Genomic DNA, 21,840 nt, shown 5'->3' with positions numbered 1-21,840 from the left:
AATTTAAGTATTCAAAGACCGAAGTCTTTGGCACCTTCATCAAACGCCCACACTTATCGACTGTTAATTGTTAAAGAACTTATTCGGTACTGCTTTCTGCGCATCACGAAGCGTTGTGTTCGTTGCAGCAGAGAGGCGAGATTATGAAGCACAGCTTTGAAATCGTCAACCTCTTTTTGTTACAGCGCCGTTTCCGGCACTCCTTTCAGACTTCGTTAACTACTTGATTTCGTTAACGTTTTCATCGGGGAGGCGAACTATAGCAAAGCGCCAGAGCGCCCGCAAGCTCATTTCGAAAAAATATCTGCGAGCATGGCATTTTCGGCATCGGTGAACAGCCGGGAACGGGTCAGGAAACGCTTCCCCGTACCGTTATCGAGCGAGAACATCCCGCCATTGCCACTGACAACATCGATGATCAACTGGGTGTGCTGCCAATACGCGAACTGCTCGCTCCCTATATAGAACGGTGATCCATCCAGATCACCCAGGTGGATATCGGTGTCGCTGATATTGAATTCCCCCAGCGGGTAGCACATGGGGGCGCTGCCGTCGCAGCAGCCCCCCGATTGAAAGAACAGCACCGGCCCGTGCCGCTTGCGCAGAGTATCGAGCATCGCCAGAGCTTCGCCGGTTGCGACAACCCGGGCCGGTACGCTGTCCATCAGAAGAATCCCAGCGCTTTGGGGCTGTAGCTGACCAAGAGATTTTTGGTCTGCTGATAGTGGTCCAGCATCATCTTGTGATTCTCGCGCCCGATTCCTGATTGTTTATAACCGCCAAACGCGGCATGGGCCGGATACAGGTGATAACAATTGGTCCAGACCCGCCCTGCCTGAATGGCCCGCCCGACGCGGAAGGCGCGCGAACCGTCGCGTGTCCATAAACCGGCGCCCAAGCCATACAAGGTATCGTTGGCAATCCGTAGCGCGTCTTCCTCATCCTTGAAGGTCGTTACCGACACCACCGGTCCAAAAATCTCTTCCTGGAAGATGCGCATCTTGTTATCGCCCTTGAAGACGGTCGGATGCACGTAGAAGCCGTCCTTCATATCGCCGGCCAGCGTATTACGCTCGCCGCCAGCCAGCAGTTGGGCGCCCTCCTGCTTGCCGATATCGAGATAGGACAAGATTTTCTCCAGCTGCTCCTGCGATGCCTGCGCACCGATCATGGTGGTTGCATCAAGTGGATTACCCTGCTTGATCGACTTGACGCGAGCGAGTGCACGTTCAATAAAACGCTCGTAAATCGATTCCTGCACCAGGACGCGCGACGGACAGGTACACACCTCCCCTTGATTGAGCGCGAACATGGCAAACCCTTCCAGGCATTTGTCGAAATAATCGTCGTCCGCATCCATGACGTCGGCAAAGAAGATATTCGGCGATTTGCCGCCCAGCTCCAACGTGACGGGAATCAGGTTTTGCGACGCGTACTGCATGATCAGCCGGCCGGTGGCCGTCTCACCGGTGAACGCGATCTTCGCAATACGTTTGCTCGACGCCAGAGGCTTGCCGGCCTCCAGGCCAAAACCGTTGACAATATTGAGCACCCCCGGTGGCAGCAAATCGCCTATCAGCTCAATCAACACCATAATCGACGCCGGCGTCTGCTCGGCCGGCTTGATAACTACACAGTTGCCCGCAGCCAATGCCGGCGCGAGCTTCCATACCGCCATCAGTATCGGGAAATTCCAGGGAATGATCTGCCCCACCACGCCGAGGGGCTCATGGAAATGGTAGGCGTACGTTTCATGGTCAATTTGCGCAACCGAGCCCTCTTGCGCGCGGATGCAGCCCGCAAAATAACGGAAATGGTCAATCGCCAGCGGAATATCGGCGGCCATGCATTCGCGGATCGGTTTGCCGTTATCGATTGTCTCCGCGGTGGCCAGCAAAGTGAGGTTCTCTTCCATCCGGTCGGCGATCTTGTTGAGGATATTGGCGCGCTCGGCCTGCGAGGTCTTGCCCCAGGCGGCCTTGGCGCCATGCGCCGCATCCAGCGCCTTTTCAATATCCTCGGCCCCGGAACGGGCGATCTCACAGAATACCTGCCCGGTAATCGGGGTGACGTTTCCGAAGTATTCCCCTTTAACAGGCGGAACAAAGGCGCCGCCGATGTAATTGTCGTAACGCTGCTTGAACGGGTTTGCGACGCCGAGTTTGCTGATATCCGCGAGATTCATGTCGTCCTCTTTCCTGAAAGATTGTGTCAACGTAGATTAGATCTGGATCTAGAAAACCTATTGATGAAAATCAAGAAAAACATCGCGGCGGCAGAAAAACGCGCTGGCAGGTATATTGCTCACCGCTGACATCAAGAACTGCAGCACCGGGTAAGCGCCCGGTCAGGGCAGAAAGACATAGTATCGGAGAATGCATGCGACGACCGTTTCAACTGAACACCGCAGCGAGCCTGGTGGCTGCGGCCCTCGGACCGCTCGCCTTAGCCGTGCCAGCCGCCGCTGCCGAGCCGCCCATGGATGTCGTGGTCGTGAGCGGCAGCCGGATTGAACACGCCAGTTTTGACCTGCCCGCCGCGATCGACGTGGTCGACGCGCGCCGCATCCGCGACACGCAGATGCGGGTGAACGCGTCCGAGGCATTGGCCGCAGTGCCTGGTCTGGTGGCGCAGAACCGTCAGAACTATGCGCAGGACTTGCAGATATCCTCGCGTGGATTTGGTGCGCGCTCCGCCTTTGGTGTACGCGGCGTCAAACTGATCGCCGACGGCATCCCGGCCACCATGCCCGACGGCCAGGGCCAGGCCGCCACCTTCAATCTTGACATGGCCGAGCGCATGGAAGTCCTGCGCGGCCCCTTCTCCGCAATTTACGGCAACCACGCAGGCGGCACCATCCAGCTGTTTACCCGCGATGGCAAGGGCAAGCCGGAAGTTGAGACCAGCATCGCTGCAGGCAGCGACAACGCCCGCAAGATCGACATCAACGCGCAGGGCGAAGCAGGCGGCATCGGCTACCTCATCGACACGTCACGCTTCGATACCGATGGCTATCGCGCGCACAGCGCGGCCACGCGTGATCAGGCCTTCGCCAAGCTGACGCTAGCGCCTTCAAAGACCAGCCGCCTGACCATCAGCGCCAGCGCATTGCGCCAGGACGATACCCAGGACCCGCTCGGCGTCACCTGGGCCACCTACCAGCGCGATGCGCGCGCCGGCGAGACCGATGCGAGCGATACGCAAACGCCGCGCCGTACACTGGCTGAACGCTACAACACGCGTAAGAGCATCGACCACAAGCAAGCCGGTTTCGCATTCGAGCAGCGCCTGGGTGATGACCGCCTGCGCGCCACGCTGTATGCGGGCACGCGCCAGGTGATTCAGTTCCAGGCCTTCTCGCGCTTTGTCCAGACCCCGGCAACCCAGTCCGGCGGCGTGGTCGACTTTGACCGCGATTTCCATGGTGCTGACATCAATTATGTCCACGTGCGCCAACTAGGCGGTGGCAAGCTGACGACCACTGTCGGTGTTGATGCCGGCTACTCCAGCGACGAACGCCAGGGCTACGAAAACTTCATTGGGACGCAGTTCGGTTTGCAAGGCGCGCTGCGCCGGGACGAGACCGATCGCGTGTCCAGCATCGACCCTTATCTCCAGAGCGAATGGCAGCGCGACGACTGGGTCGCCAGCGCAGGCCTGCGCCACAGCCGCATGAAGGTTGATGTGCGCGACCGTTATCTGTCCAATGGCGACGACAGCGGCCGTGTCGATTTCCGCCACACCACCCCTGTCGTGGGTCTGCTGTACAAGGCTTCACCTACGCTCAATGTCTATGCCAGTGCTGCGCGCGGCTTCGAAGCGCCTACCCTGAACGAATTGTTCTATTCCGGAGCAGGCGCGGGTTTCAACTTCCAGCTGCGCCCTGCCACCAGCACGCATCTTGAAACCGGCGTCAAGGCGATCCTTGGGGCGCACACGCGCGTCAATGCGGCGCTTTTCCAGGTCAAGACCGATGACGAACTGGTCGTCGACGTCGCCACGGGCGGGCGCACCAGTTACCGCAATGCCGGCAAAACCTTGCGCCAGGGCGGCGAACTGTCGGTCGATAGCCAGCTTGGCGCCGGCATTGATGCGCGCCTGGCCGTCACGCTGCTACGCGCCATCTACGATCAACCCTTCGGCAATGTAGCGCAAGGCAGCCGCCTGCCCGGCGTGCCGAATGCTAACCTGTTCGGTGAACTCGCATGGACCAGCAGCAGCGGCGCGTTCGGCGCCGCGGTCGAGACGATTGCAAGCAGCAAGGCCTATGCCGAAGACGCCAACACGGAGATTCCTGCGCCCGGCTATGCCGTTCTGAATCTGCGCGCCCAGGCCAAGCAGCAATCGGGAGGATGGCGCTTCAAGCAGTTTGTCCGCCTGAACAACGTGAGCGACCACAAATACGTCGGCTCGCTGATCATCGGCGACGCCAACAAACGCTTTTACGAAGCAGCCCCCGGCCGTAACTGGATGGCCGGTTTCAGCGCACAGTACGCATTTCAGTAAGACTGCGCTGACTGTCCACCTGCTGCCTGCGAGACTGGCAGTGGGTACAGACGCGCCAAGATACGCCGCACGACTATACTGAGAAACTGTTCCAGTGGCTCGGTACGCTGCCCCTTGCGCGCATCCTGCAACAGTTGGGCCAGCGTCTGTTCTTCTTCGGTCAGCGCCCGCTCCACTTCGTTTTGCCAGAACGCCGGCGCCTCTGCTTCGACAAAGTCGCCGCGCCCGCGTCCGAAGTGCGCCACAGCCAGGTAGCGCAATACGCTGCCCGTCAACAGCGTACGCAGAAATTCATCGGCAAAACTGACCGACGTCTGATTGCGATCGGTGCTGGTATTGAAGCCCCAGGCAGCGCCAGCCATCGTCAGCGCGCCCATCAAACCACCCAGCAGGGCACCAGCGCCAAAGGTCAGGCCACCTGCCATCAGATCGGCGCCCAGCCCCGTCGCCGCGCCCGACACCACCGCGCCCAGCAGACCTGCCTGTGCCTTGTCGAGCGGGGCGCGCACCTTGAAGTTCTGCTGCACGCGCGCGTTCAGCTTGGCCGCTTTGCCCGGATCGATGCGGTGCAGCGCCAGCAGCTCGCGCGTGGCGCTATTGATATGCGCCTCCAGACGTTCGATCAGTGCCGCCATGGCCTTGTCGTGGCGCTGTCGCTCGGCCGTCTGACCAAGACCAACCACTTTCATGGCACTGTGCAGAAGGCCGCCCTCGCCCGCTTCCACCGGTTCGCTGTCCTGGGCGGCTGCCAGCAGCTGTGCCGCCGTCACCCGCATGGCCGCGCCAAAGCGCGCCTCATTTTCAGAGGCCCATTGCGCCAGCAGGCGCGCATAGCCGGCCTGCCGCTCGGGCGCCAGCACGCCGCCTACCGCTTCGTAAAATACCCTCTCATGCACCCAGCAGCGGGCAAACGCATCGAGCGGCAGCACCGCGCGCACGATCAGATAGGTGTTCATGTAGTCCTGCCAGCGCTGCTGGTCGGCTTGTTCGGCCGCCACCGGGCGCGGTGGCCCGAGCTGATTAAGCAGCACCAGCACCGGCTTGCCAAGCCAGGCAAGGATCTTCATTTCGGGCGGCAGGTAGCCAGCATCCTGCGGCGCCTCGGCCGAATTGACCAGATAGAGAATCACGTCCGCCGAATCTTTTGCGGTGCGCAGCGCCTGCTGGCTGAGCCAGAAGGGTTTGTCGCGGTAGCGGTCGAACACTTCGCGCAGAAACCAGCCGATCGGATTGCCGGACAGTTCGAGCCGGCGTAAAAGGCGCACCGAATCGCCGAATCCCGGCGTGTCCCACAGCGAAAGGAGATCGCCTTCGGGGGTCTTGAGGAGCGTATGCGACTCGGCCAATTGCGTCACGTGGGCCGCGTCGCGTACCTCGCCGACGTCGGTGCCAATCAGCGTGCGCGCCAGCGTGGTCTTGCCGTTGTTGGTGTGCGAAATCAGCGCGCACTGAATATGCTCGCTCATGAAATTTTCGACAGCCGCAGACCGGCGCGCTGATCGGCTTCGTAGCGCTCCGGTTCGGCCAGATTGACGACGGTGGCGGGCGCGCCGTGGAATTCACAAAACCGCAGCCACAGGCTGATGCGCTCGATCAGGCGCATATTGTCGCTGCGGTCTAGCAGGGTGGATTCATCGATCATCACCGTCACGCCGTGGCGCGAGTGACGCACCAGGTAATCGAGGAAAGTGCCGTGATTTTCCTTTTCCGGTGTTGCGGCCAGATTGAACAGGGCAATCGTGCAGGTGACGGAAGGATCGTCCAGGCTCACTTCGCGTAGTGCCACTTCAGGCTCTTCACCATAGGTGGACGGCGGACGCAGCAGCACGCGCGCCTGGTCGCCATACAGTTTGAGCGCGAGCTCGGAGAGCCCTTTCTGGCGCCCTTCATCCAGGGTAAAACTGTAGGGAATCACGCGCAGCAGCGCCGGCCCGCCCAGGCCGGCCTGCTCATCGAGCCGGCGGAAGTACGGCTGTCCCAGATCAATCGGAAAATTGGTTTGCAGGGCGCGCGCGCGCCAGTGGCACAGCAGCGCCAGCACCAGGCGTGGCACCACCACCAGCAAGAACAGCGTGGCTGCATACAGATGGACCCAGCGCGCCCCGCCCGCGGCCGATGGTGGATTGGAAAACCGCAGCGATTCGATGTCACCGAGCGAAAAGCCGTGCAGCGGCAGCAGCTTGAGCGCCGGTGCAAACAGGGCTGACAGAATCGCATGGACCTGGGCCGCATCGAGGAAAGTACTTTCCCAGCCGGCCCGGTACTCCGTCAGCAGCCCGCGTGCGTACAGTGACAGCATGGCGCCAGCGGCAAACATGGCCGCCGCAAGATGGAGCGTACGGGCCAGCCGCGCGCGATTCAGGCGCGCACTGAGCGCATTCCATTGCAGGATGAACTCGGCCAGGCCTGCCGCCAGGGCTTGCGGCAGTTTGCGCGGCAGCGCCGCGGGCAGCTTGAGCCTGGCCGCTGGAATAAAGTCAATCAAGCGCGCGCCGCGCCGCAACGACGGCAGCAGCCGCCACGCCACCAGGAACAGATACATCGCCAGGTTCCAGACAATAATGCATATCAGTGGGGCCGATAGCAGATCGACGCGGTGCGGATCGCCAATGCGGTCCAGCCCCGCCCCAATCAGCAAAGCAAGCACGGGCAGCACCAGCGCCAGACCAGCCATGGCGCTGCGGCGCGTGAAGAACACGCCCAGCGCGGGAAACCGTTCAGCCAGGCGCTTGCTCACTTGCTCACAGCGCTGTTCGAGGAATTGTTCGCGCGTGAAGGCGCTGCCGCTTTCCGACGCCTGCCACTGGGCCAGCTCGCGCGCCGCGCTGCTGGCGTATTTACGGTCATCGGCGCTGAGCACCTCGCGTTTTACATCGGCGGTTTCGATGGCGCGCACCAGCACCACTGCGCGGGCAACTTGTTCGTTCATGCTGATCCTGTCCTTGAGTGAAAAGACAACATTGACGGTCAATTGTGCCCCATTTCCGCCCATCGCGGGGGGCGTCCGCGCAGGCGGTTTTCGGGTTGTGCTATCTTAGCGCGGCAAAAATTGACAACAACAGGCCACGCTCCCATGTACATTCCCACCATCCAGCCCACCGCCAACCCGCCTTTGCGCGCAGCTCTGCAGCGCGCCATCGACAACAAGACCAAACCGCCGGGCAGCCTGGGCACGCTCGAGGCGCTGGCCATGCAGCTTGGCCTGGTGCAGCGCACGGTCGATGTCAGCATCGCGCAACCGGCCATCCTGGTCTTCGCCGCCGACCATGGCGTGGTGGCCGAAGGTATTTCGGCCTATCCGCAAAGCGTGACGTGGCAGATGGTGGAGAACTTCCTGGCCGGCGGCGCCGCCATCAATGCGCTGGCGCGCCATAGCGGCTGCGCCTTGCAGGTCATCGATGCGGGCGTCAATCATGATTTTGGCGTGCGCCCCAATCTGCTGGACCGCAAACTTGGCCCGGGCACCGCCAATTTTGCCGACCAGCCGGCCATGAGCGCGGCCGAATGCGCCAGCGCGCTTGAACATGGCCGCCAGCTGGCACTGACCCTGGAAGGGAACGTGGTCGGCTTTGGCGAAATGGGAATCGGGAACACGACAGCTGCGGCCGCGCTGATGCACAAGCTGACCGGTGTGCCGGTCGCCGATTGCGTGGGGGCCGGCACCGGCCTGTCGCGCGATGGCATTTTGCACAAACAAAAAGTGATCGAAGCAGCCGTTGCCAGCCACGCCCACGTCAACGAGCCGGTTGATATTCTGGCCACCTTCGGCGGCTTCGAAATTGCCATGATTGCCGGCGCCATGCTGGGCGCAGCCGAAAGTGGCAAGGTCCTGCTGATCGACGGTTTCATCGTCACCAGCGCACTGCTGTTTGCGGCAAAGGTGCAACCGGCCATTCTGGATTACTGCGTGTTCTCGCACTGTTCCGACGAACATGGCCACCGCCGCATGCTGGCCGAGCTGGAAGCACGCCCACTGCTCAACCTGGGCCTGCGCCTGGGCGAAGGTACCGGCTGCGCGCTGGCCTTGCCTTTGCTTGGCGCCGCTGCCGCCTTCCTGCGCGAGATGGCAACGTTTGAATCGGCCCAGGTCAGCGACAAATCGGCCTAGCCCATGGGGTACCTTGTCCATCAGGTCAGACTGTTCTTCATCGCGCTGCAGTTCTTCACCCGCCTGCCGATCCCGCGCTGGGTCGGGTTTGAGCCGCAGTGGCTGCAGCACGCCGCGCGCTACTTCCCGCTGGTCGGCCTGCTGGTGGCAGCAGTGGCCGCGCTGGTGTACTACGCGGCCTGCAGCCTGTGGCCGGCGCCGGTGGCGGTGCTGCTGTCCACCGCAGCCGGGATTTACCTGACCGGTGCTTTCCACGAGGACGGCTTTGCCGACATGTGCGACGGCTTCGGTGGCGGCATGAGCCGCGAACGTGTCATGGAAATCATGAAGGATTCGCGCATCGGCACCTATGGCGCGGTGGGAGCCGGTCTGCTGCTTGCGCTCAAGTGCGTTCTGCTGTCGGCGCTGCCGCCGGCCAGTGCCGTGGCGGCGCTGCTGATTGCCCATCCGCTGTCGCGCTTTGCCGCCACGTCCCTGATCTGGCAACTCGACTACGCGCGCGACGAAGGCAAGGCCAAGCCGATGGCGCAGCACATGACCACCGGTGAATTCATCACTGCCGGGGTGTGCGCTCTGGCGCCCCTGCTGGCGGCCGGCGTACTCACCCCGTCCGCCTGGCCGCAGCTTGGCGCGGCCCTGCTGGCAACCGCCGGCGCCACTATCTGGCTGGGGGCCAAATTCGTGCGCCGCATCGGTGGCTACACGGGCGACTGTCTCGGCGCAGTCCAGCAGGTCAGCGAGGTCGCGATCTATTTGTGCCTGGCCGCGGCGCTGGCGCAGTAGCGATGCGCCTGCATCTGGTACGCCATCTGGCGCCGCAAGTGGCCAAGGGCGTGTGCTATGGACGCACCGACCTGGCTGTCGATCCAACGCTGGAAGCCGCCAGCCTGACCGCTTTGCGCCAGATGCTGCCGTCCGCGGTGCCGGTGTACACCAGCCCACTGCGCCGCTGCGCCTCGCTCGCTACCGCCTTGCAGCCGCTGGCACGGGTCGATCCGCGTCTGGCCGAACTCGATTTCGGCGCTTGGGAAATGCAGCGCTGGGACGATATCGCCCGCGCCGACATCGAGGCGTGGGCGGCGGACCTGGTCCATTATCGGCCTGGCGGCGGCGAAAGCGTATTCGCCATGGCAGAGCGCATCGACGCTTTTTACAATGACCTGCTGGGCCAGCAGCTGCCCGAAGCGATCGTGATCTGCCATGCCGGCAGCATGCGCCTGCTGGCAGCGCGCCAGCGCGGATTGGACCCACTGTGCATGGCCCGCGCAGCGGCAGAACAGCCGCATGCCATCGGCTACGGCCAGGTCATCGTCATCGACTGTGTATAATTGTCACGTTTTGGTGCCCGCACGCATGTCCATGTGTGCAGTTAAACGGGAAACACGAAGCCTTCCAGCTAACGTGTGCTGCCCCCGCAACGGTAAGCAAGTGTCGTCCTGACCGACGACGAGCCGCCTCGAAAAACCACTGTGCCAATCAGGCATGGGAAGGTGAGACGGCCGCACTTGCCAGCCCGGATACCGGCCAAGACAGGTGGAAGTGTGCGAGCGGGGTTGTTCGCGGCGCGGCCGGAACTCGTTCCGCCCAGTCTGACGATCCGCATTGCGCATTTCTTTTCAATCCGGCCAACGGGGAACTCGGCCGGTTGCTTACTCTATTAGAAATGCCATGACCTTTCCTGTATCCCGCCGCGCGGCCCTGTCCTCGCTTGCGCTAGCCATCACCTCCTCTTTCGCTTACGCTGAAGCCACCACCGAAGCGGCCATGTCCACCGTGCTCGTGACCGCGACCCGCGCCCCGACCGCCGCCGCCGATGTACTGAGCGACCATGTCACGCTCAGCGCGGAAGACATCGCCCGTTCCGGCGCCGGCAATATCGTCGATCTGCTGCAAAAGCAGCGCGGCATTGAAGTGGCGCGCAACGGTGGCCCTGGCAGCAGCGCATCCGTGTTCATTCGCGGCGGCGATTCAAAACAGACCGTGGTGCTGGTGGACGGCGTGCGCATTGGCTCCTCCACCACCGGCGTGGCTAACTGGTCGGCCCTGCCGCTGGCCAATGTGGACCGGATCGAAATCATCTACGGCCCTCTGGCTACGATGTATGGCGCCGACGCCATCGGCGGCGTGGTACAGGTATTTACCAAACGCGGTTCGGGTGCCCCCAGCGTGACGGCCGCCGTCGGCGTGGGCAGCGACAAGGCCCGCAACGCCGACGCAGCCATCAGCGGCAGCAGCGGCGCGATCAGTTACGCGTTTGCGGTCACGCGCGACCAGGATGACGGTTTCTCGGCCACCAGGCCGGGCAACTTCTCGTACAACGCCGACAATGACGGTTACCGCAAGACCAGCGCCAGCGGCCAGCTCGCTGCCACCCTGGCCACCGGTCACGAAGCGGGCGTGCTGTTCATGCTCAGCGACCTCGATTCGCAGTACGATGCCGGTGCGTCCAGCTTTGACGCCCGCAGCGAGCAAAAGCAAAACAGCGTGGCGCTGTTCTCCAAACACCAGATCCTGCCGAACTGGCAGCTCAAGTTCCAGGCCTCGCGCGCGGACGACAAGGCGGCCAACCTGACCGCCACCAGCACCAGCCGCATCGACACCCGCTTGACCGCCTACAGCGCACAAAGCGACCTGGCGATTGGCGCCGACCTGCTGCAAATGGTACTGGAGCGGCGCGAGGAAGAGGTGGTCTCCAGCTCGACCGCGGCGCTGACCACGGGCCGCGCCACCAATTCCGCGGCCTTGTCGTATTCGCTCAAGCGGGGCAATCATCTGGCCAGCGCCAGCGCACGTCTGGACGACAGTACCCAGTACGGCTCCAAGAGCACGGGCGGTCTTGGCTACGGCTACCGCATTACGCGCGAACTGCGCGCCAATGCCAGTTACGGCACCAGCTTCCGCGCGCCCACCTTCAATGAACTGTACTTTCCAGGATTCGGTGTGGCGAGCAACCGTCCGGAGCTGGGCAAAAACGTCGAAGGCGGCTTTACCTACAACAGCGGCGCCACCGAAGCGACTGCCGTCTACTACCGCAATCGCCTGACCGACCTGCTGGTCAGCACCGCGGTGTGCCCGGTTGAACCGGCAACCCACGCGTTTGGCTGCGCCTACAACGTGAACAAGGCGACCTTGTCGGGCCTGTCGATCGGGGCGCGCACCCGCGTGGCCGACTTTACCTTCCAGGCCGGCGCCGACTTCCAGGATCCGCAGGATGACACGACCGGCAAGCAGCTGGTGCGCCGTTCGAAAAAGCATGCTAACTTCTCGCTCGAATACAGTGCCGGTGCCATCGTGGCCGGTGCCGCGGTTCAGCTCTCGGGCAAGCGCTTCGATGATGTCGCCAACACCCGTACCCTGGCCGGCTACGGCTTGCTGAACCTGTACGGTTCGTACCGCTTTGCGCCCGACTGGCGTGCCGAGGTACGCTGGAACAACGCCACCGACAAGCAATATGAACTGGCGCGCACTTACGCCACACCTGGGTCGCAAATCTACGTCGGCCTGCGCTACGGTATCAAATAGGAGACTGCGTGCATCCGTTCTTCCGCAACATGCGCCACCGCGCCAGCGTCATCATCACCACGCTGGCACTGCTGGCGGTCGCCAGTCTGATCATCTCCGGCATGGTGGGATCAGTACCGGTGCCCCTGGCCGATATGCCCGGGGCGCTGATGGAGCTGGCCAGCGGAAGCAACGGCTCGCTCGCGGCCACCTTGCTGGAACTGCGCCTGTCGCGCGCGCTGGTGGCCTTTGTTACCGGTTCCGCCCTGGCCCTGGCCGGGGTAATGATGCAAGCGCTGCTGCGCAATCCGCTGGCCGATCCGTATGTGCTGGGCATTTCGGCTGGCGCATCGGTCGGCGCGCTGGCCTCGCTGATGTTCATGGCGGCGCTGTGGGTGGTTGACGCCTTCGCTTTCGTGGGCGCGGTGGGCGTGTCCATGATGCTGTATTTTCTGGCCCGGCGCGATCTGCGCGGCGGCACAGCCGCTGAAGGCGGGGCCTCGCTTCTGCTGCTCACGGGCGTGATTCTATCTTCGCTGTGCATGGCCATGGTCACGCTGATGCTGTCCATCGCGCCCGAAAGCCGCTTGCGCAGCATGATTTTCTGGATGATCGGCGATCTGGCCGGCGCGCCGCTGCGGGTCATTCCGTGGGTAGTGCTGGCTGCCGGTCTGCTGTTTGCCTTGCGCAGCGCACGCGCGCTCAACGTTTTGGCGCTGCACGCGGAAGCGGCAGCGACCCTGGGCGTGCGCGTTGGCGCCCTGCGCAAAGGCTTGTTTTTCGCCTCCGGCCTGCTCACCGCCTCCGCCGTGACCAGCGCCGGCAGCATTGGCTTTGTGGGCTTGATCGTGCCGCACGCCTGCCGCTTTGCCTGTGGTCCCGACCATCGCCTGCTGATTCCCGCAGCCACGCTCGCCGGCGGCGCCTTTCTGGTCCTGGCCGATACCCTGGCTCGCACCGTGCTGGCGCCACAGCAGCTGCCTGTGGGTGTGGTGACTGCCCTGATCGGCGCGCCGGTCTTCCTGTACCAACTTCACAGGCTGCACCGCAAATGATCGAGACACGCCAACTCACACTGACAGCAGGAAGCCGTACGCTGGTCCGCAAGCTGGACTGGCATGTGCGCGCGGGGGAAAGCTGGTGCGTCATCGGCCGCAACGGGGCCGGTAAAAGTACCTTGATTCGCACCCTGGCGGGTCTGCGCGATGCCGACGCTGGCACCGTGGCCATGGACGGACGCACGCTGGCGCAATGGCCGCTGGAAGATCTGGCGCGCCATCGCGCCTTTCTGCCGCAGTCGCGCAGCGACGCATTTTCGTACCGCGCGATCGAAACCGTGCTGGCAGCGCGCCACCCGTATCACGCCAGCCGCTACTGGGAGGGTAGCGATGACCTGGCCATTGCCCGCAATGCGCTGGCAGCGATGGAGGTACTCGACCTGGCCGAGCGCGACGTGCGCACCCTGTCCGGCGGCGAGCGCCAGCGCGTGGCCATTGCCGCCATGCTGGCCCAGGATACACCGCTGCTGCTGCTGGACGAACCGGCCAATGCGCTTGACCTGGCCCACCAGGTCAGCGTGATGCGGCTGCTGTCGCGCCTGTGCCGCGAGCAGGGCAAGACCGTGGTCATGATCGGACACGACCTGAGCCACGCGCACCAGGCCTCAAGCCACGCCCTGCTGCTGATGGGTGATGGCGAATGGCTGGCCGGGCCCGTCGACGAAGTCATGCAAGCGCCCATTCTGAGCCGCTATCTGGGCCACCCGATTGAAGTTATCGAACACGGCGCACGGCGCCTGTTCATCCCTACCGAGGAATCCACATGAGCGATATCAACGAGCGCCACCGCGTGCGCATGGAACGAAAAAAAGCCATCATCGATGCAAAAATCGCCGCTGCCGACAAGCAGATCGGCATCATCATCGTCAATACCGGCAATGGCAAGGGCAAAAGCTCGAGCGGCTTCGGCATGGTGGTGCGTGCAATGGGACACGGGATGAAGGTGGCCGTGGTCCAGTTCATCAAGGGGGCCATGTCGACCGGCGAAGAGAAATTCCTGCGCCGCTTCCCTGACGAAGTGCAGTTTCACGCCATGGGCGAAGGCTACACCTGGGAAACGCAGGATCGCGAACGCGATGTCGCCAAAGCGCAGCAGGCGTGGGAAATGGCCAAAACCTTCCTGGCCGATCCCAGCATCGGTCTGGTGCTGTTCGATGAATTGAACATCGCACTCAAATACAAATACCTCGACGTTGACGTTGTCATCGCTGACCTGCTCGACCGGCCGGACATGCAGCACGTCGTCATCACCGGGCGCGGCGCGCCGGACGAGTTGATCGCCGTGGCCGATACCGTCACCGAAATGGCGGTCGTCAAACATGCTTTCAAAGCAGGCATTGGCGCGCAGGCGGGGACCGAATGGTAGAGCGTGGCCACGCCCAGGTAAAGGTGCTGCTGGTGTCAGCAGTGGCCTCCGGCCAGGGTAAAACCACCGTGACCGCGGCCTTGGCGCGTGCACTGGTCAAGCGCGGCCAGCGGGTGCGCGTCTTCAAATGCGGGCCTGACTTCATTGATCCCATGCTGCTTGAACGCGCCAGCGGCGCACCGGTCGGTTCGCTCGACCTGTGGATGGTGGGCCTGGACCAGTGCCGCAGTCAGCTGGCCGCGATGGCGCCCGACACTGATGTCATTTTGATCGAGGGTGTCATGGGTCTGTACGATGGCAATCCATCCTCGGCCGATCTGGCCCGCACCTTCGGCTTTCCGGTCATGGCCGTCATCGATGCCTCTGCCATGGCGCAGACGGCCGGCGCGCTGGTGCACGGACTGCGCGATTACGGCCCGGTGGACATGGCCGGCGTGATCGCCAACCGCGTGGCCAGTCCCGGCCACGCGACGATGGTGGCAGCCTCGCTGCGCGACATCCCCCTGTTTGCGACGCTGCCGCGCCAGGACAAAGCCCTGCCCGAGCGCCACCTGGGACTGGTGCTGCCCGGCGAGCAAGCCGATATTGATCTGCTGCTCGACACATTGGCAATGCAGCTCGATTTCGACGAAGCCGCCTGGGCTGCGCTGCGCCCGAGCGCCATCGACCTGTCGGCCCAGGCAGAGCCGGTCGCGCCGCTGCTGGCCGGTAAAACCATTGCCATCGCGCGCGATGCCGCCTTCGCATTCCTGTATCCCGCCAACCTGGCGACGCTGCGCGCACTGGGCGCCACACTGATCTTCTTTTCGCCGCTGGCCAACGATGCGGTACCGGCTGATGCCGACGCCGTGTATCTGCCTGGCGGCTATCCCGAGCTGCACGCGCAGGCGCTGTCGGACGCGGCCATCTGGCAGCAGTCGATCCGCGCTGCGCACCTGGCAGGACTGCCGATCCTGGCAGAATGTGGCGGCATGATGGCACTTGCCGAATCGCTGGCTGACCAGAGCGGCGCCGAGTGGCCTATGGCGGCGCTGCTGCCTGGCCGCGTAGCCATGCAAAAGCGCCTGGCCGGACTTGGCTCTCAGGGATGGCAAACCGAATATGGCGTCCTGCGTGGCCATACCTTCCACTACTCGACGCTGGCCACCAGCCATCCTGTGCATGCGCAGACCATCAAGCATCCAAGTGGTGCAGCGGGTGAATCCGTGTACCGCGCCGGTTCGCTCACGGCGTCCTACTTCCACGCCTACTTCCCCTCCTGCCCCGCTGCGGTTGCGGCCCTGTTTTCGGGAAGTGCTGTATGAGCACCACACTGGTGCTGGGCGGGGCGCGCTCGGGCAAGAGCTTGTATGCGGAAAGGCTGGCACAAGCGTCCGGGCATGAGCGGTTTTATCTGGCCACCGCGTGTGCCGGCGACGCTGAAATGGCGCAGCGCATCGCGCACCACCGCGCCCGCCGCGAGCATGGCTGGACCACGATCGAAGAGCCGATCGCGCTGGCGGAGACCATTGAACGGCATGACAGTGCCGGCACCGTCATTCTGATTGACTGTCTTACGCTGTGGCTGACGAACTTGATGTTTTCGGATGGGCGCCGCTATCCGGAGACGGGAACGGCCGAACTGCCGGCACTGTTCCACCAGCAGCGCCAGGCGCTGCTCGACGTGCTTGCGCACGCCAGAGGCGACATTATTCTGGTGTCGAATGAAGTCGGCATGGGCATCGTCCCCATGGGTGCGGTGTCGCGCATATTTACGGATGAAGCGGGGCGGCTCAATCAGGCGGTGGCGGCGGTTTGTGACCACGCCGTCTTCATCGCCGCAGGTCTGCCGCTGGTACTTAAGGGGGCGCCATGCTTGCCGGCCTGAGCGTACTGCAGCTGGCGGCACTGCTGCTGGCGGGTGTACTGCTCGACCTTCTGCTGGGCGAGGCAAAACGCTGGCATCCCCTGGTTGGCTTTGGCAATCTGGCCGCGGTAATCGAACGCACGCTCAACGCGGGCAAAGTTCGTTACCTGCGCGGCGCGCTGGCCTGGGTGCTGGCGGTGGTGCCCATTACGATCGCAGCGCTCTGGATCTGCGGTCTGGCCGGCTTGATCGCCCATGCCGTGCTGCTGTATTTCGCACTCGGCTTGCGCAGTCTGCGCGACCACAACGTGCCCATCGCACGCGCTTTACTCGACGGCCACCTGGCACTGGCCCGCAAGCTGACCGCACGCATCGTCAGCCGTGACACCGCCAACGCCAGCGCGCAGGATCTGGCCAAGGCCAGCGCCGAATCGCTGCTTGAGAATGGCAACGATGCCGTATTCGGCACACTATTCTGGTTCGCAGTCGCAGGAGGGCCCGGCGCGGTCCTGTTCAGGCTTGCCAATACCCTGGACGCGATGTGGGGCTATCGCAATGCGCGCTTTAACGAATTTGGCTGCGTGGCTGCGCGCATCGACGATGTCCTAAACTTTGTGCCCGCGCGGCTGACTGCCTTGTCCTACGTTGGGCTGGCAGACAATCGCGCACTCGCCTGGCGCTGCTGGCGCATTCAGGCACCTGCGTGGCCCAGCCCGAATGCAGGCCCGGTCATGGCCAGCGGCGCCGGCGCGCTGGGTGTGGCCCTGGGCGGCGCAGCCGTATATGACGGCGTGACCGAACAGCGTCCGCCCTTGGGCGACGGTATGCCCGCTGGCGCTCACGATATCGAGCGCGCGTGGAAACTGGTGCAGGCCACCACGCTCCTGTGGCTCGCACTCGCGTGCGCCACGGCGACCGGCGCGTGTTTGTGGGAGGCGTTTCATGCTTGAACATGGCGGTAATCTGCGTGCGGCAATGGCGCTTTACGGCGGCGCACGCGACGAGTGGCTTGATCTGTCGACGGGTCTGAACCCCCGTGGTTATCCCGCGCCGCAGACAGCGCCGGACGCATGGCACCGGCTACCCGAGCCCGATCCAGGCTTGCTCGACGCAGCCCAGGCCTATTACCGCGCCCCGCACATGCTGGCGGTGGCCGGAACCCAGGCCGCCATCCAGGCACTGCCGCAAATGCGCATGCCACGGCGTGTCGTCGTGGCCGCACCATCCTATGCGGAGCATGCGCATCATTGGCAGCGGCACGGCCACGCGGTGCGGGAAGTGGCGTATCAGGATTTGGCTGGCGAGCTGCCATCGTGCGACATCATGGTGGTCTGCAATCCCAACAACCCTACCGGCGAAACCGTTGGCCGCGAGACGCTGCTTGCCTGGGCGCTCGACCTGGCAGCCCGCGGTGGCTGGCTGATTGTCGACGAGGCGTTCGGCGATGTCACGCCAGAGGCGAGCGTGGCTGAATGGAGCAATCGGCCAGGGCTGATCGTTTTGCGCTCCATCGGAAAATTTTTCGGCCTGGCGGGGGTGCGCGTCGGTTTCGTTGGTGCGCACGAAGAAGTACTCACGCTGTTGGGTAGTACGCTGGGGCCCTGGACTGTCAGCGGCCCCGCGCAGCAGATCGCGCAGGCTGCACTGCGCGACAGCGCCTGGCAGCACGCCACGCAGGAACGGCTGATGGCCGATGGTGCGCGGCTGCGCCAGCTTCTGGCCAAACATGGCATCGTCTCGCACGGCTGTGCGATGTTCCAGTGGTGGCCAGAAGCCGCACCGGAAGCGTTTCGCGAACACATGGCGCAGCGACAGATCTGGGTGCGCCTTTTCCCACACGCGGCGCGCGGCATTCGCCTTGGCCTGCCGCCCGACGAAGCTGCCTGGCAGCGCTTGAAGACCGCACTCACCGAATGGAAGCAGAGAACAGCATGAAAAAATTGATCTTTCTGGCCGCATGCATGCTGACCCAGGGCGCCAGCGCGGCCATCACCGTCAAGGATGATGATGGCCGCGCAGTCACGCTGGCCAAACCCGCCATGCGTGTTATCTCGCTGGCCCCGCATGTGACCGAGATGGTCTACGCGGCCGGCGGTGCCGATCGGCTGGTGGCAGCAGTCGACTATAGCGACTACCCGGAAGCCGCGAAAAAGCTGCCACGGGTCGGCAGCAACCGCCAGATCGATATGGAACGCGTCGCTGCCCTGAAGCCCGACCTGATCGTGGTCTGGATGCATGGCAGCTCCGAACGTCAGATTGACCAGATCCGCGCACTTGGCTTCCCGGTATTTCACAGTGAGCCGAAAAAACTGGACGACATCGCCAGCAATCTGACCCGGATCGGACAATTGATGGGCACCGAACCAGTGGCCGATAGCGCTGCCGCGGCTTTGCGCGCCAAACTCGCGGCCCTCAGCGCCCAATATTCAAAGCGGGCGCCGGTGCGCATGTTCTACCAGTTCTGGAACAAGCCGCTGTATACGCTCAATGGGGAGCACATCATCAGCGACGCCGCGCGCATCTGCGGCGCCGAAAATGTGTTTGCCCGCCTGAAGGTCACCGCGCCCGTGGTCGATATCGAGGGCGTCTTGCAGGAAGATCCGGAAGTGATTATCAGCGGCAGCACCGCGGACGATGGTGGACTGGATATATGGAAGGCGACTCCGTCCATGACCGCAGTCAAGCGCGGCAATCTGTACCGGGTCGATGGCAATTTGCTCAACCGCTCCGGCCCGCGCATGATCGACGGCGCCGCTGCGCTGTGCGAAAAGCTGGATCTGGCTCGCCAGCGCCGCAAAGCCCCATGAAGTCCTTCCCCTTTCACACCTTGATGGTCCAGGGGACCACGTCGGACGCGGGCAAGAGCACGGTGGTCGCTGCTCTATGCCGGCTACTGAAGAACGACGGGGTGCGCGTGGCGCCATTCAAGCCGCAGAACATGGCGCTCAACAGCGCGGTCACGGCGGACGGCGGCGAGATTGGCCGGGCCCAGGCACTGCAAGCGATTGCAGCTGGTGTGCCACCCCACACCGACATGAATCCGGTGCTGCTCAAACCTTCCAGCGACATCGGCGCGCAAGTGATCATTCATGGCAAAGTGCGCGCCGAAATGAACGCGCGTGACTATCATCAGTACAAGACGGTCGCCATGGCGGCGGTACTTGAATCCTACGGCCGCCTGCGCGAACAACATCAGGCCGTGGTAGTGGAAGGCGCAGGCAGTCCGGCCGAAATCAATCTGCGCGACCGCGACATTGCCAACATGGGCTTTGCGGAAGCGGTGGACTGTCCCGTGATTCTGGTGGCGGACATCGACCGTGGCGGCGTCTTCGCGCACATCGTCGGCACGCTCTCCTGCCTGTCGCAAAGCGAGCGCGATCGCATCGTCGGATTTGTCATCAACCGCTTCCGCGGCGACATCGCGCTGCTCGAACCCGGTAACCGATGGCTGGAGCAGCAGACCGGCAAGCCCGTGCTCGCGGTGCTGCCCTATCTGCAGGGCCTGTTCCTGGACGCGGAGGACGCGGTGCAGCCGGTGCAGGCGACGCAGGGCGCATTCAAGATCGTGGTTCCCTCAATTCCGCGCATGAGCAATCACACCGACTTCGATGCTTTGCGCGTTCACCCGGATGCGGACCTGCGCTTTGTGCGCCAGGGCGAAGCAAAGCCACCATGCGACCTGTTGATCATCCCCGGCAGTAAAAACACCCGTGCCGATCTGGCCTGGCTGCTGGAGCAAGGCTGGGGCGACTACATCATCAAGCACCTTCGCTATGGCGGAAAAGTGATCGGGATCTGCGGCGGCTTCCAGATGCTGGGTAGCACGGTGGACGATCCTCACGGCGTCGAAGGGATCAGCGGGCAGTCACGCGGCCTGGCGCTGCTGGACATGCACACCGAAATGTCGCGCGAAAAAACACTGGTCCAGGTGCGCGGCACCTGCGCCTTTGCCGACGCCAGCGTGACGGGATACGAAATTCACATGGGCGTATCGAGCGGGGCCGCCCTTGCGCGCGCAGCCTTCCACATAGACGGCCGCCCTGAAGGTGCGATATCGGACGACGGCCAGGTATTAGGCAGCTACCTGCACGGCATGTTCGACGATCCCCAAGCCTGCTCAGCGCTGCTGGACTGGGCCGGCCTGCACAGCAACCACGTGGTGGATACCGCACAGCTGCGCGAAGCAAGCCTGGACCGAATCGCGCAGGCTGCCCAGCCACTCTATGACGCACTTGCCATGCTTCCCGCCCGTAGCGACGGCAGCTTCAAGCCTTAGTGCGTTTGCAGCAGACAAAAAAAACCGCCGTTGCCGGCGGTTTTTTTTTGAGTGCTAAATATTACTTCGCTTTGCGGCGACGCGCGGCGTACAGACCAGCAACGCCGAGAGCCAGCAAGGCCATCGAACCTGGTTCTGGTACTTGGGTGTTACCAACCAGCAGATTTTCAAACATACGGCCGTTGCTGAAAGCGCCGCCCCAGTTGGTCGATGAATGATCGAAGACGTTCTGGTCGGTGATCAGGAAGATGCTACCGGCGCCGATGTTTTGGTAGGCCATCATGACGCTAGGCTGACCCAGGTACGAATCTTCGCCCAACATCAGAGCAACAGCGCTGCCGCTGACGCTCAGTGGTGCAAAAGCTGCGTACTCGTAGTTGTTAACACCGCTGGTCAGCGGATGCGCCAGGATTTGGCCGTCACCGACGCTGGCGGTGCGGAAGCCGCTGTCCAGAATCACGTTGTTGATGCTGATGGTGCTGCCCAGTGCGGCGAGAGCAGCATTGATGCGGTTGTTTTCGTTTGGCGAAATCGTACCGTGCTCGCCCAGGAAGGCGATACGGCCACCGGATGCCAGGAAGCTTTGCATGGCGATCAGTTCAGCTGGGGTGTAAGCATCAGATGGCTGGCTGGCCCACAGCAGATTGACACCAGTCAGGTTGACGGTGTCCAGGGTGCCTACGCCGATGGTCGAGGAGTGACCGGCCAGGCTGTTGTAGAAGCTGTTGATGGTGTTCAGGGTTGGGCCGCTGATCTGCTCGCCCCAAACTTTGACAACACCAGCTTGTGCGGTAGCGCTGACCAGCAAGGTCAGGGCCAGTGCTGCCTTCTTCAATGACATCATTTTCATGGTTTTTCCCTAGTAGTTAGACAATAGAGTGTCGTTTTTTCTGAAATCTTTGCTTAAAAACACTGTAAGTGCAGCAGAGATATAGCAAGAACTGGACCACGATTGCGAACTGGAAAATGTTTATGAAAATCAATGACTTAGGCGAGGCGTAAAGTTGAACTTATTTTAATTGTAAGGTTTCTCGACACTGCATGCTGCTGGTGAAAAACTTGAATTGCATCTTACAAAGCATCAGACGAAAAAAAACCCCAGAAGCATTTCTGCTCTGGGGTCTTTCTTTTATAACTAGCCTGACGATAACCTACTTTCACACTGGTTGCAGCACTATC

Annotated in this window: 19 protein-coding genes and 1 riboswitch; of the genes, 14 read left to right on the top strand and 5 right to left on the bottom strand. The window is 62.8% G+C overall.

Annotated elements, in window-relative coordinates:
* Positions 1 to 287 precede the first annotated feature (287 nt).
* On the bottom strand, positions 288 to 665 hold the full coding sequence (locus BUC24_RS26190) for a DUF779 domain-containing protein (RefSeq protein ID WP_073223671.1): 378 nt from the start codon (positions 663 to 665) through the stop codon (positions 288 to 290).
* Positions 665 to 2,185 (bottom strand): aldehyde dehydrogenase, encoded by a 1,521-nt coding sequence (adh, locus tag BUC24_RS26185; RefSeq protein WP_073223669.1) that lies wholly within the window; start codon positions 2,183 to 2,185, stop codon positions 665 to 667. The genes BUC24_RS26190 and adh overlap by 1 nt, the downstream gene beginning before the upstream one ends.
* Before the next feature lie 194 nt (positions 2,186 to 2,379).
* Here adh and BUC24_RS26180 point away from each other — a divergent pair, with 194 nt between their 5' ends.
* Positions 2,380 to 4,506, top strand: a complete 2,127-nt coding sequence (locus BUC24_RS26180; protein WP_073223667.1) for a TonB-dependent receptor family protein — start codon at positions 2,380 to 2,382, stop codon at positions 4,504 to 4,506.
* On the opposite strand, the gene BUC24_RS26175 is transcribed toward BUC24_RS26180, so the two are convergent.
* Together BUC24_RS26175 and BUC24_RS26170 are read right to left on the bottom strand one after the other, a co-directional pair.
* Positions 4,500 to 5,972 (bottom strand): DUF3482 domain-containing protein, encoded by a 1,473-nt coding sequence (locus BUC24_RS26175; RefSeq protein WP_073223665.1) that lies wholly within the window; start codon positions 5,970 to 5,972, stop codon positions 4,500 to 4,502. The genes BUC24_RS26180 and BUC24_RS26175 overlap by 7 nt on opposite strands.
* Positions 5,969 to 7,435, bottom strand: a complete 1,467-nt coding sequence (locus tag BUC24_RS26170) for a DUF2868 domain-containing protein (protein ID WP_073223673.1) — start codon at positions 7,433 to 7,435, stop codon at positions 5,969 to 5,971. Before BUC24_RS26170 ends, BUC24_RS26175 begins: the two co-directional genes overlap by 4 nt.
* 144 nt (positions 7,436 to 7,579) lie before the next feature.
* Here BUC24_RS26170 and cobT point away from each other — a divergent pair, with 144 nt between their 5' ends.
* From cobT to BUC24_RS26105, 13 genes are all read left to right on the top strand, one after another.
* Complete coding sequence (gene cobT / locus BUC24_RS26165; RefSeq protein ID WP_073223663.1) at positions 7,580 to 8,614, top strand: nicotinate-nucleotide--dimethylbenzimidazole phosphoribosyltransferase; 1,035 nt, start codon at positions 7,580 to 7,582, stop codon at positions 8,612 to 8,614.
* Positions 8,615 to 8,617: 3 nt separating this feature from the next.
* Positions 8,618 to 9,397, top strand: a complete 780-nt coding sequence (locus BUC24_RS26160; RefSeq protein WP_073223661.1) for an adenosylcobinamide-GDP ribazoletransferase — start codon at positions 8,618 to 8,620, stop codon at positions 9,395 to 9,397.
* A gap of 2 nt (positions 9,398 to 9,399) precedes the next feature.
* Positions 9,400 to 9,942 (top strand): histidine phosphatase family protein, encoded by a 543-nt coding sequence (locus BUC24_RS26155; RefSeq protein WP_073223659.1) that lies wholly within the window; start codon positions 9,400 to 9,402, stop codon positions 9,940 to 9,942.
* Positions 9,937 to 10,158: riboswitch (cobalamin riboswitch) on the top strand. It overlaps the preceding gene by 6 nt.
* A 124-nt stretch (positions 10,159 to 10,282) precedes the next feature.
* Complete coding sequence (locus BUC24_RS26150; RefSeq protein WP_073223658.1) at positions 10,283 to 12,136, top strand: TonB-dependent receptor plug domain-containing protein; 1,854 nt, start codon at positions 10,283 to 10,285, stop codon at positions 12,134 to 12,136.
* A gap of 8 nt (positions 12,137 to 12,144) precedes the next feature.
* A complete protein-coding gene (locus tag BUC24_RS26145; protein ID WP_073223655.1) occupies positions 12,145 to 13,170 on the top strand; it encodes a FecCD family ABC transporter permease in 1,026 nt (341 codons plus the stop codon).
* The gene (locus BUC24_RS26140) at positions 13,167 to 13,940 is read left to right on the top strand and encodes an ABC transporter ATP-binding protein (RefSeq protein WP_073223653.1); all 774 of its coding nucleotides are present in this window, start codon (positions 13,167 to 13,169) and stop codon (positions 13,938 to 13,940) included. The genes BUC24_RS26145 and BUC24_RS26140 overlap by 4 nt, the downstream gene beginning before the upstream one ends.
* A complete protein-coding gene (cobO, locus tag BUC24_RS26135) occupies positions 13,937 to 14,539 on the top strand; it encodes a cob(I)yrinic acid a,c-diamide adenosyltransferase (RefSeq protein WP_073223651.1) in 603 nt (200 codons plus the stop codon). Before BUC24_RS26140 ends, cobO begins: the two co-directional genes overlap by 4 nt.
* Positions 14,533 to 15,843, top strand: a complete 1,311-nt coding sequence (locus BUC24_RS26130) for a cobyrinic acid a,c-diamide synthase CobB (RefSeq protein ID WP_073223649.1) — start codon at positions 14,533 to 14,535, stop codon at positions 15,841 to 15,843. Before cobO ends, BUC24_RS26130 begins: the two co-directional genes overlap by 7 nt.
* Positions 15,840 to 16,406, top strand: a complete 567-nt coding sequence (gene cobU / locus BUC24_RS26125) for a bifunctional adenosylcobinamide kinase/adenosylcobinamide-phosphate guanylyltransferase (RefSeq protein ID WP_073223647.1) — start codon at positions 15,840 to 15,842, stop codon at positions 16,404 to 16,406. Before BUC24_RS26130 ends, cobU begins: the two co-directional genes overlap by 4 nt.
* Positions 16,391 to 17,335, top strand: a complete 945-nt coding sequence (gene cbiB, locus BUC24_RS26120) for an adenosylcobinamide-phosphate synthase CbiB (RefSeq protein ID WP_073223645.1) — start codon at positions 16,391 to 16,393, stop codon at positions 17,333 to 17,335. The genes cobU and cbiB overlap by 16 nt, the downstream gene beginning before the upstream one ends.
* Positions 17,328 to 18,320: a threonine-phosphate decarboxylase CobD gene (cobD, locus tag BUC24_RS26115; protein ID WP_073223643.1), complete on the top strand. Its 993-nt coding sequence runs from the start codon at positions 17,328 to 17,330 to the stop codon at positions 18,318 to 18,320. The genes cbiB and cobD overlap by 8 nt, the downstream gene beginning before the upstream one ends.
* Positions 18,317 to 19,192: a cobalamin-binding protein gene (locus BUC24_RS26110; protein WP_073223641.1), complete on the top strand. Its 876-nt coding sequence runs from the start codon at positions 18,317 to 18,319 to the stop codon at positions 19,190 to 19,192. The genes cobD and BUC24_RS26110 overlap by 4 nt, the downstream gene beginning before the upstream one ends.
* Positions 19,189 to 20,661 (top strand): cobyric acid synthase, encoded by a 1,473-nt coding sequence (locus BUC24_RS26105; protein WP_073223639.1) that lies wholly within the window; start codon positions 19,189 to 19,191, stop codon positions 20,659 to 20,661. The genes BUC24_RS26110 and BUC24_RS26105 overlap by 4 nt, the downstream gene beginning before the upstream one ends.
* A gap of 61 nt (positions 20,662 to 20,722) precedes the next feature.
* On the opposite strand, the gene BUC24_RS26100 is transcribed toward BUC24_RS26105, so the two are convergent.
* Positions 20,723 to 21,511 (bottom strand): PEP-CTERM sorting domain-containing protein, encoded by a 789-nt coding sequence (locus BUC24_RS26100; protein ID WP_073223637.1) that lies wholly within the window; start codon positions 21,509 to 21,511, stop codon positions 20,723 to 20,725.
* Between the last annotated feature and the right edge of the window lie 329 nt (positions 21,512 to 21,840).

The sequence above is a fragment of the Massilia sp. CF038 genome (assembly GCF_900129765.1).
Taxonomy (GTDB): domain Bacteria; phylum Pseudomonadota; class Gammaproteobacteria; order Burkholderiales; family Burkholderiaceae_D; genus Telluria_A.
The sequence above is the reverse complement of the archived record's forward strand: the minus strand, read 5'-3'. Positions and strand labels throughout refer to the sequence as shown.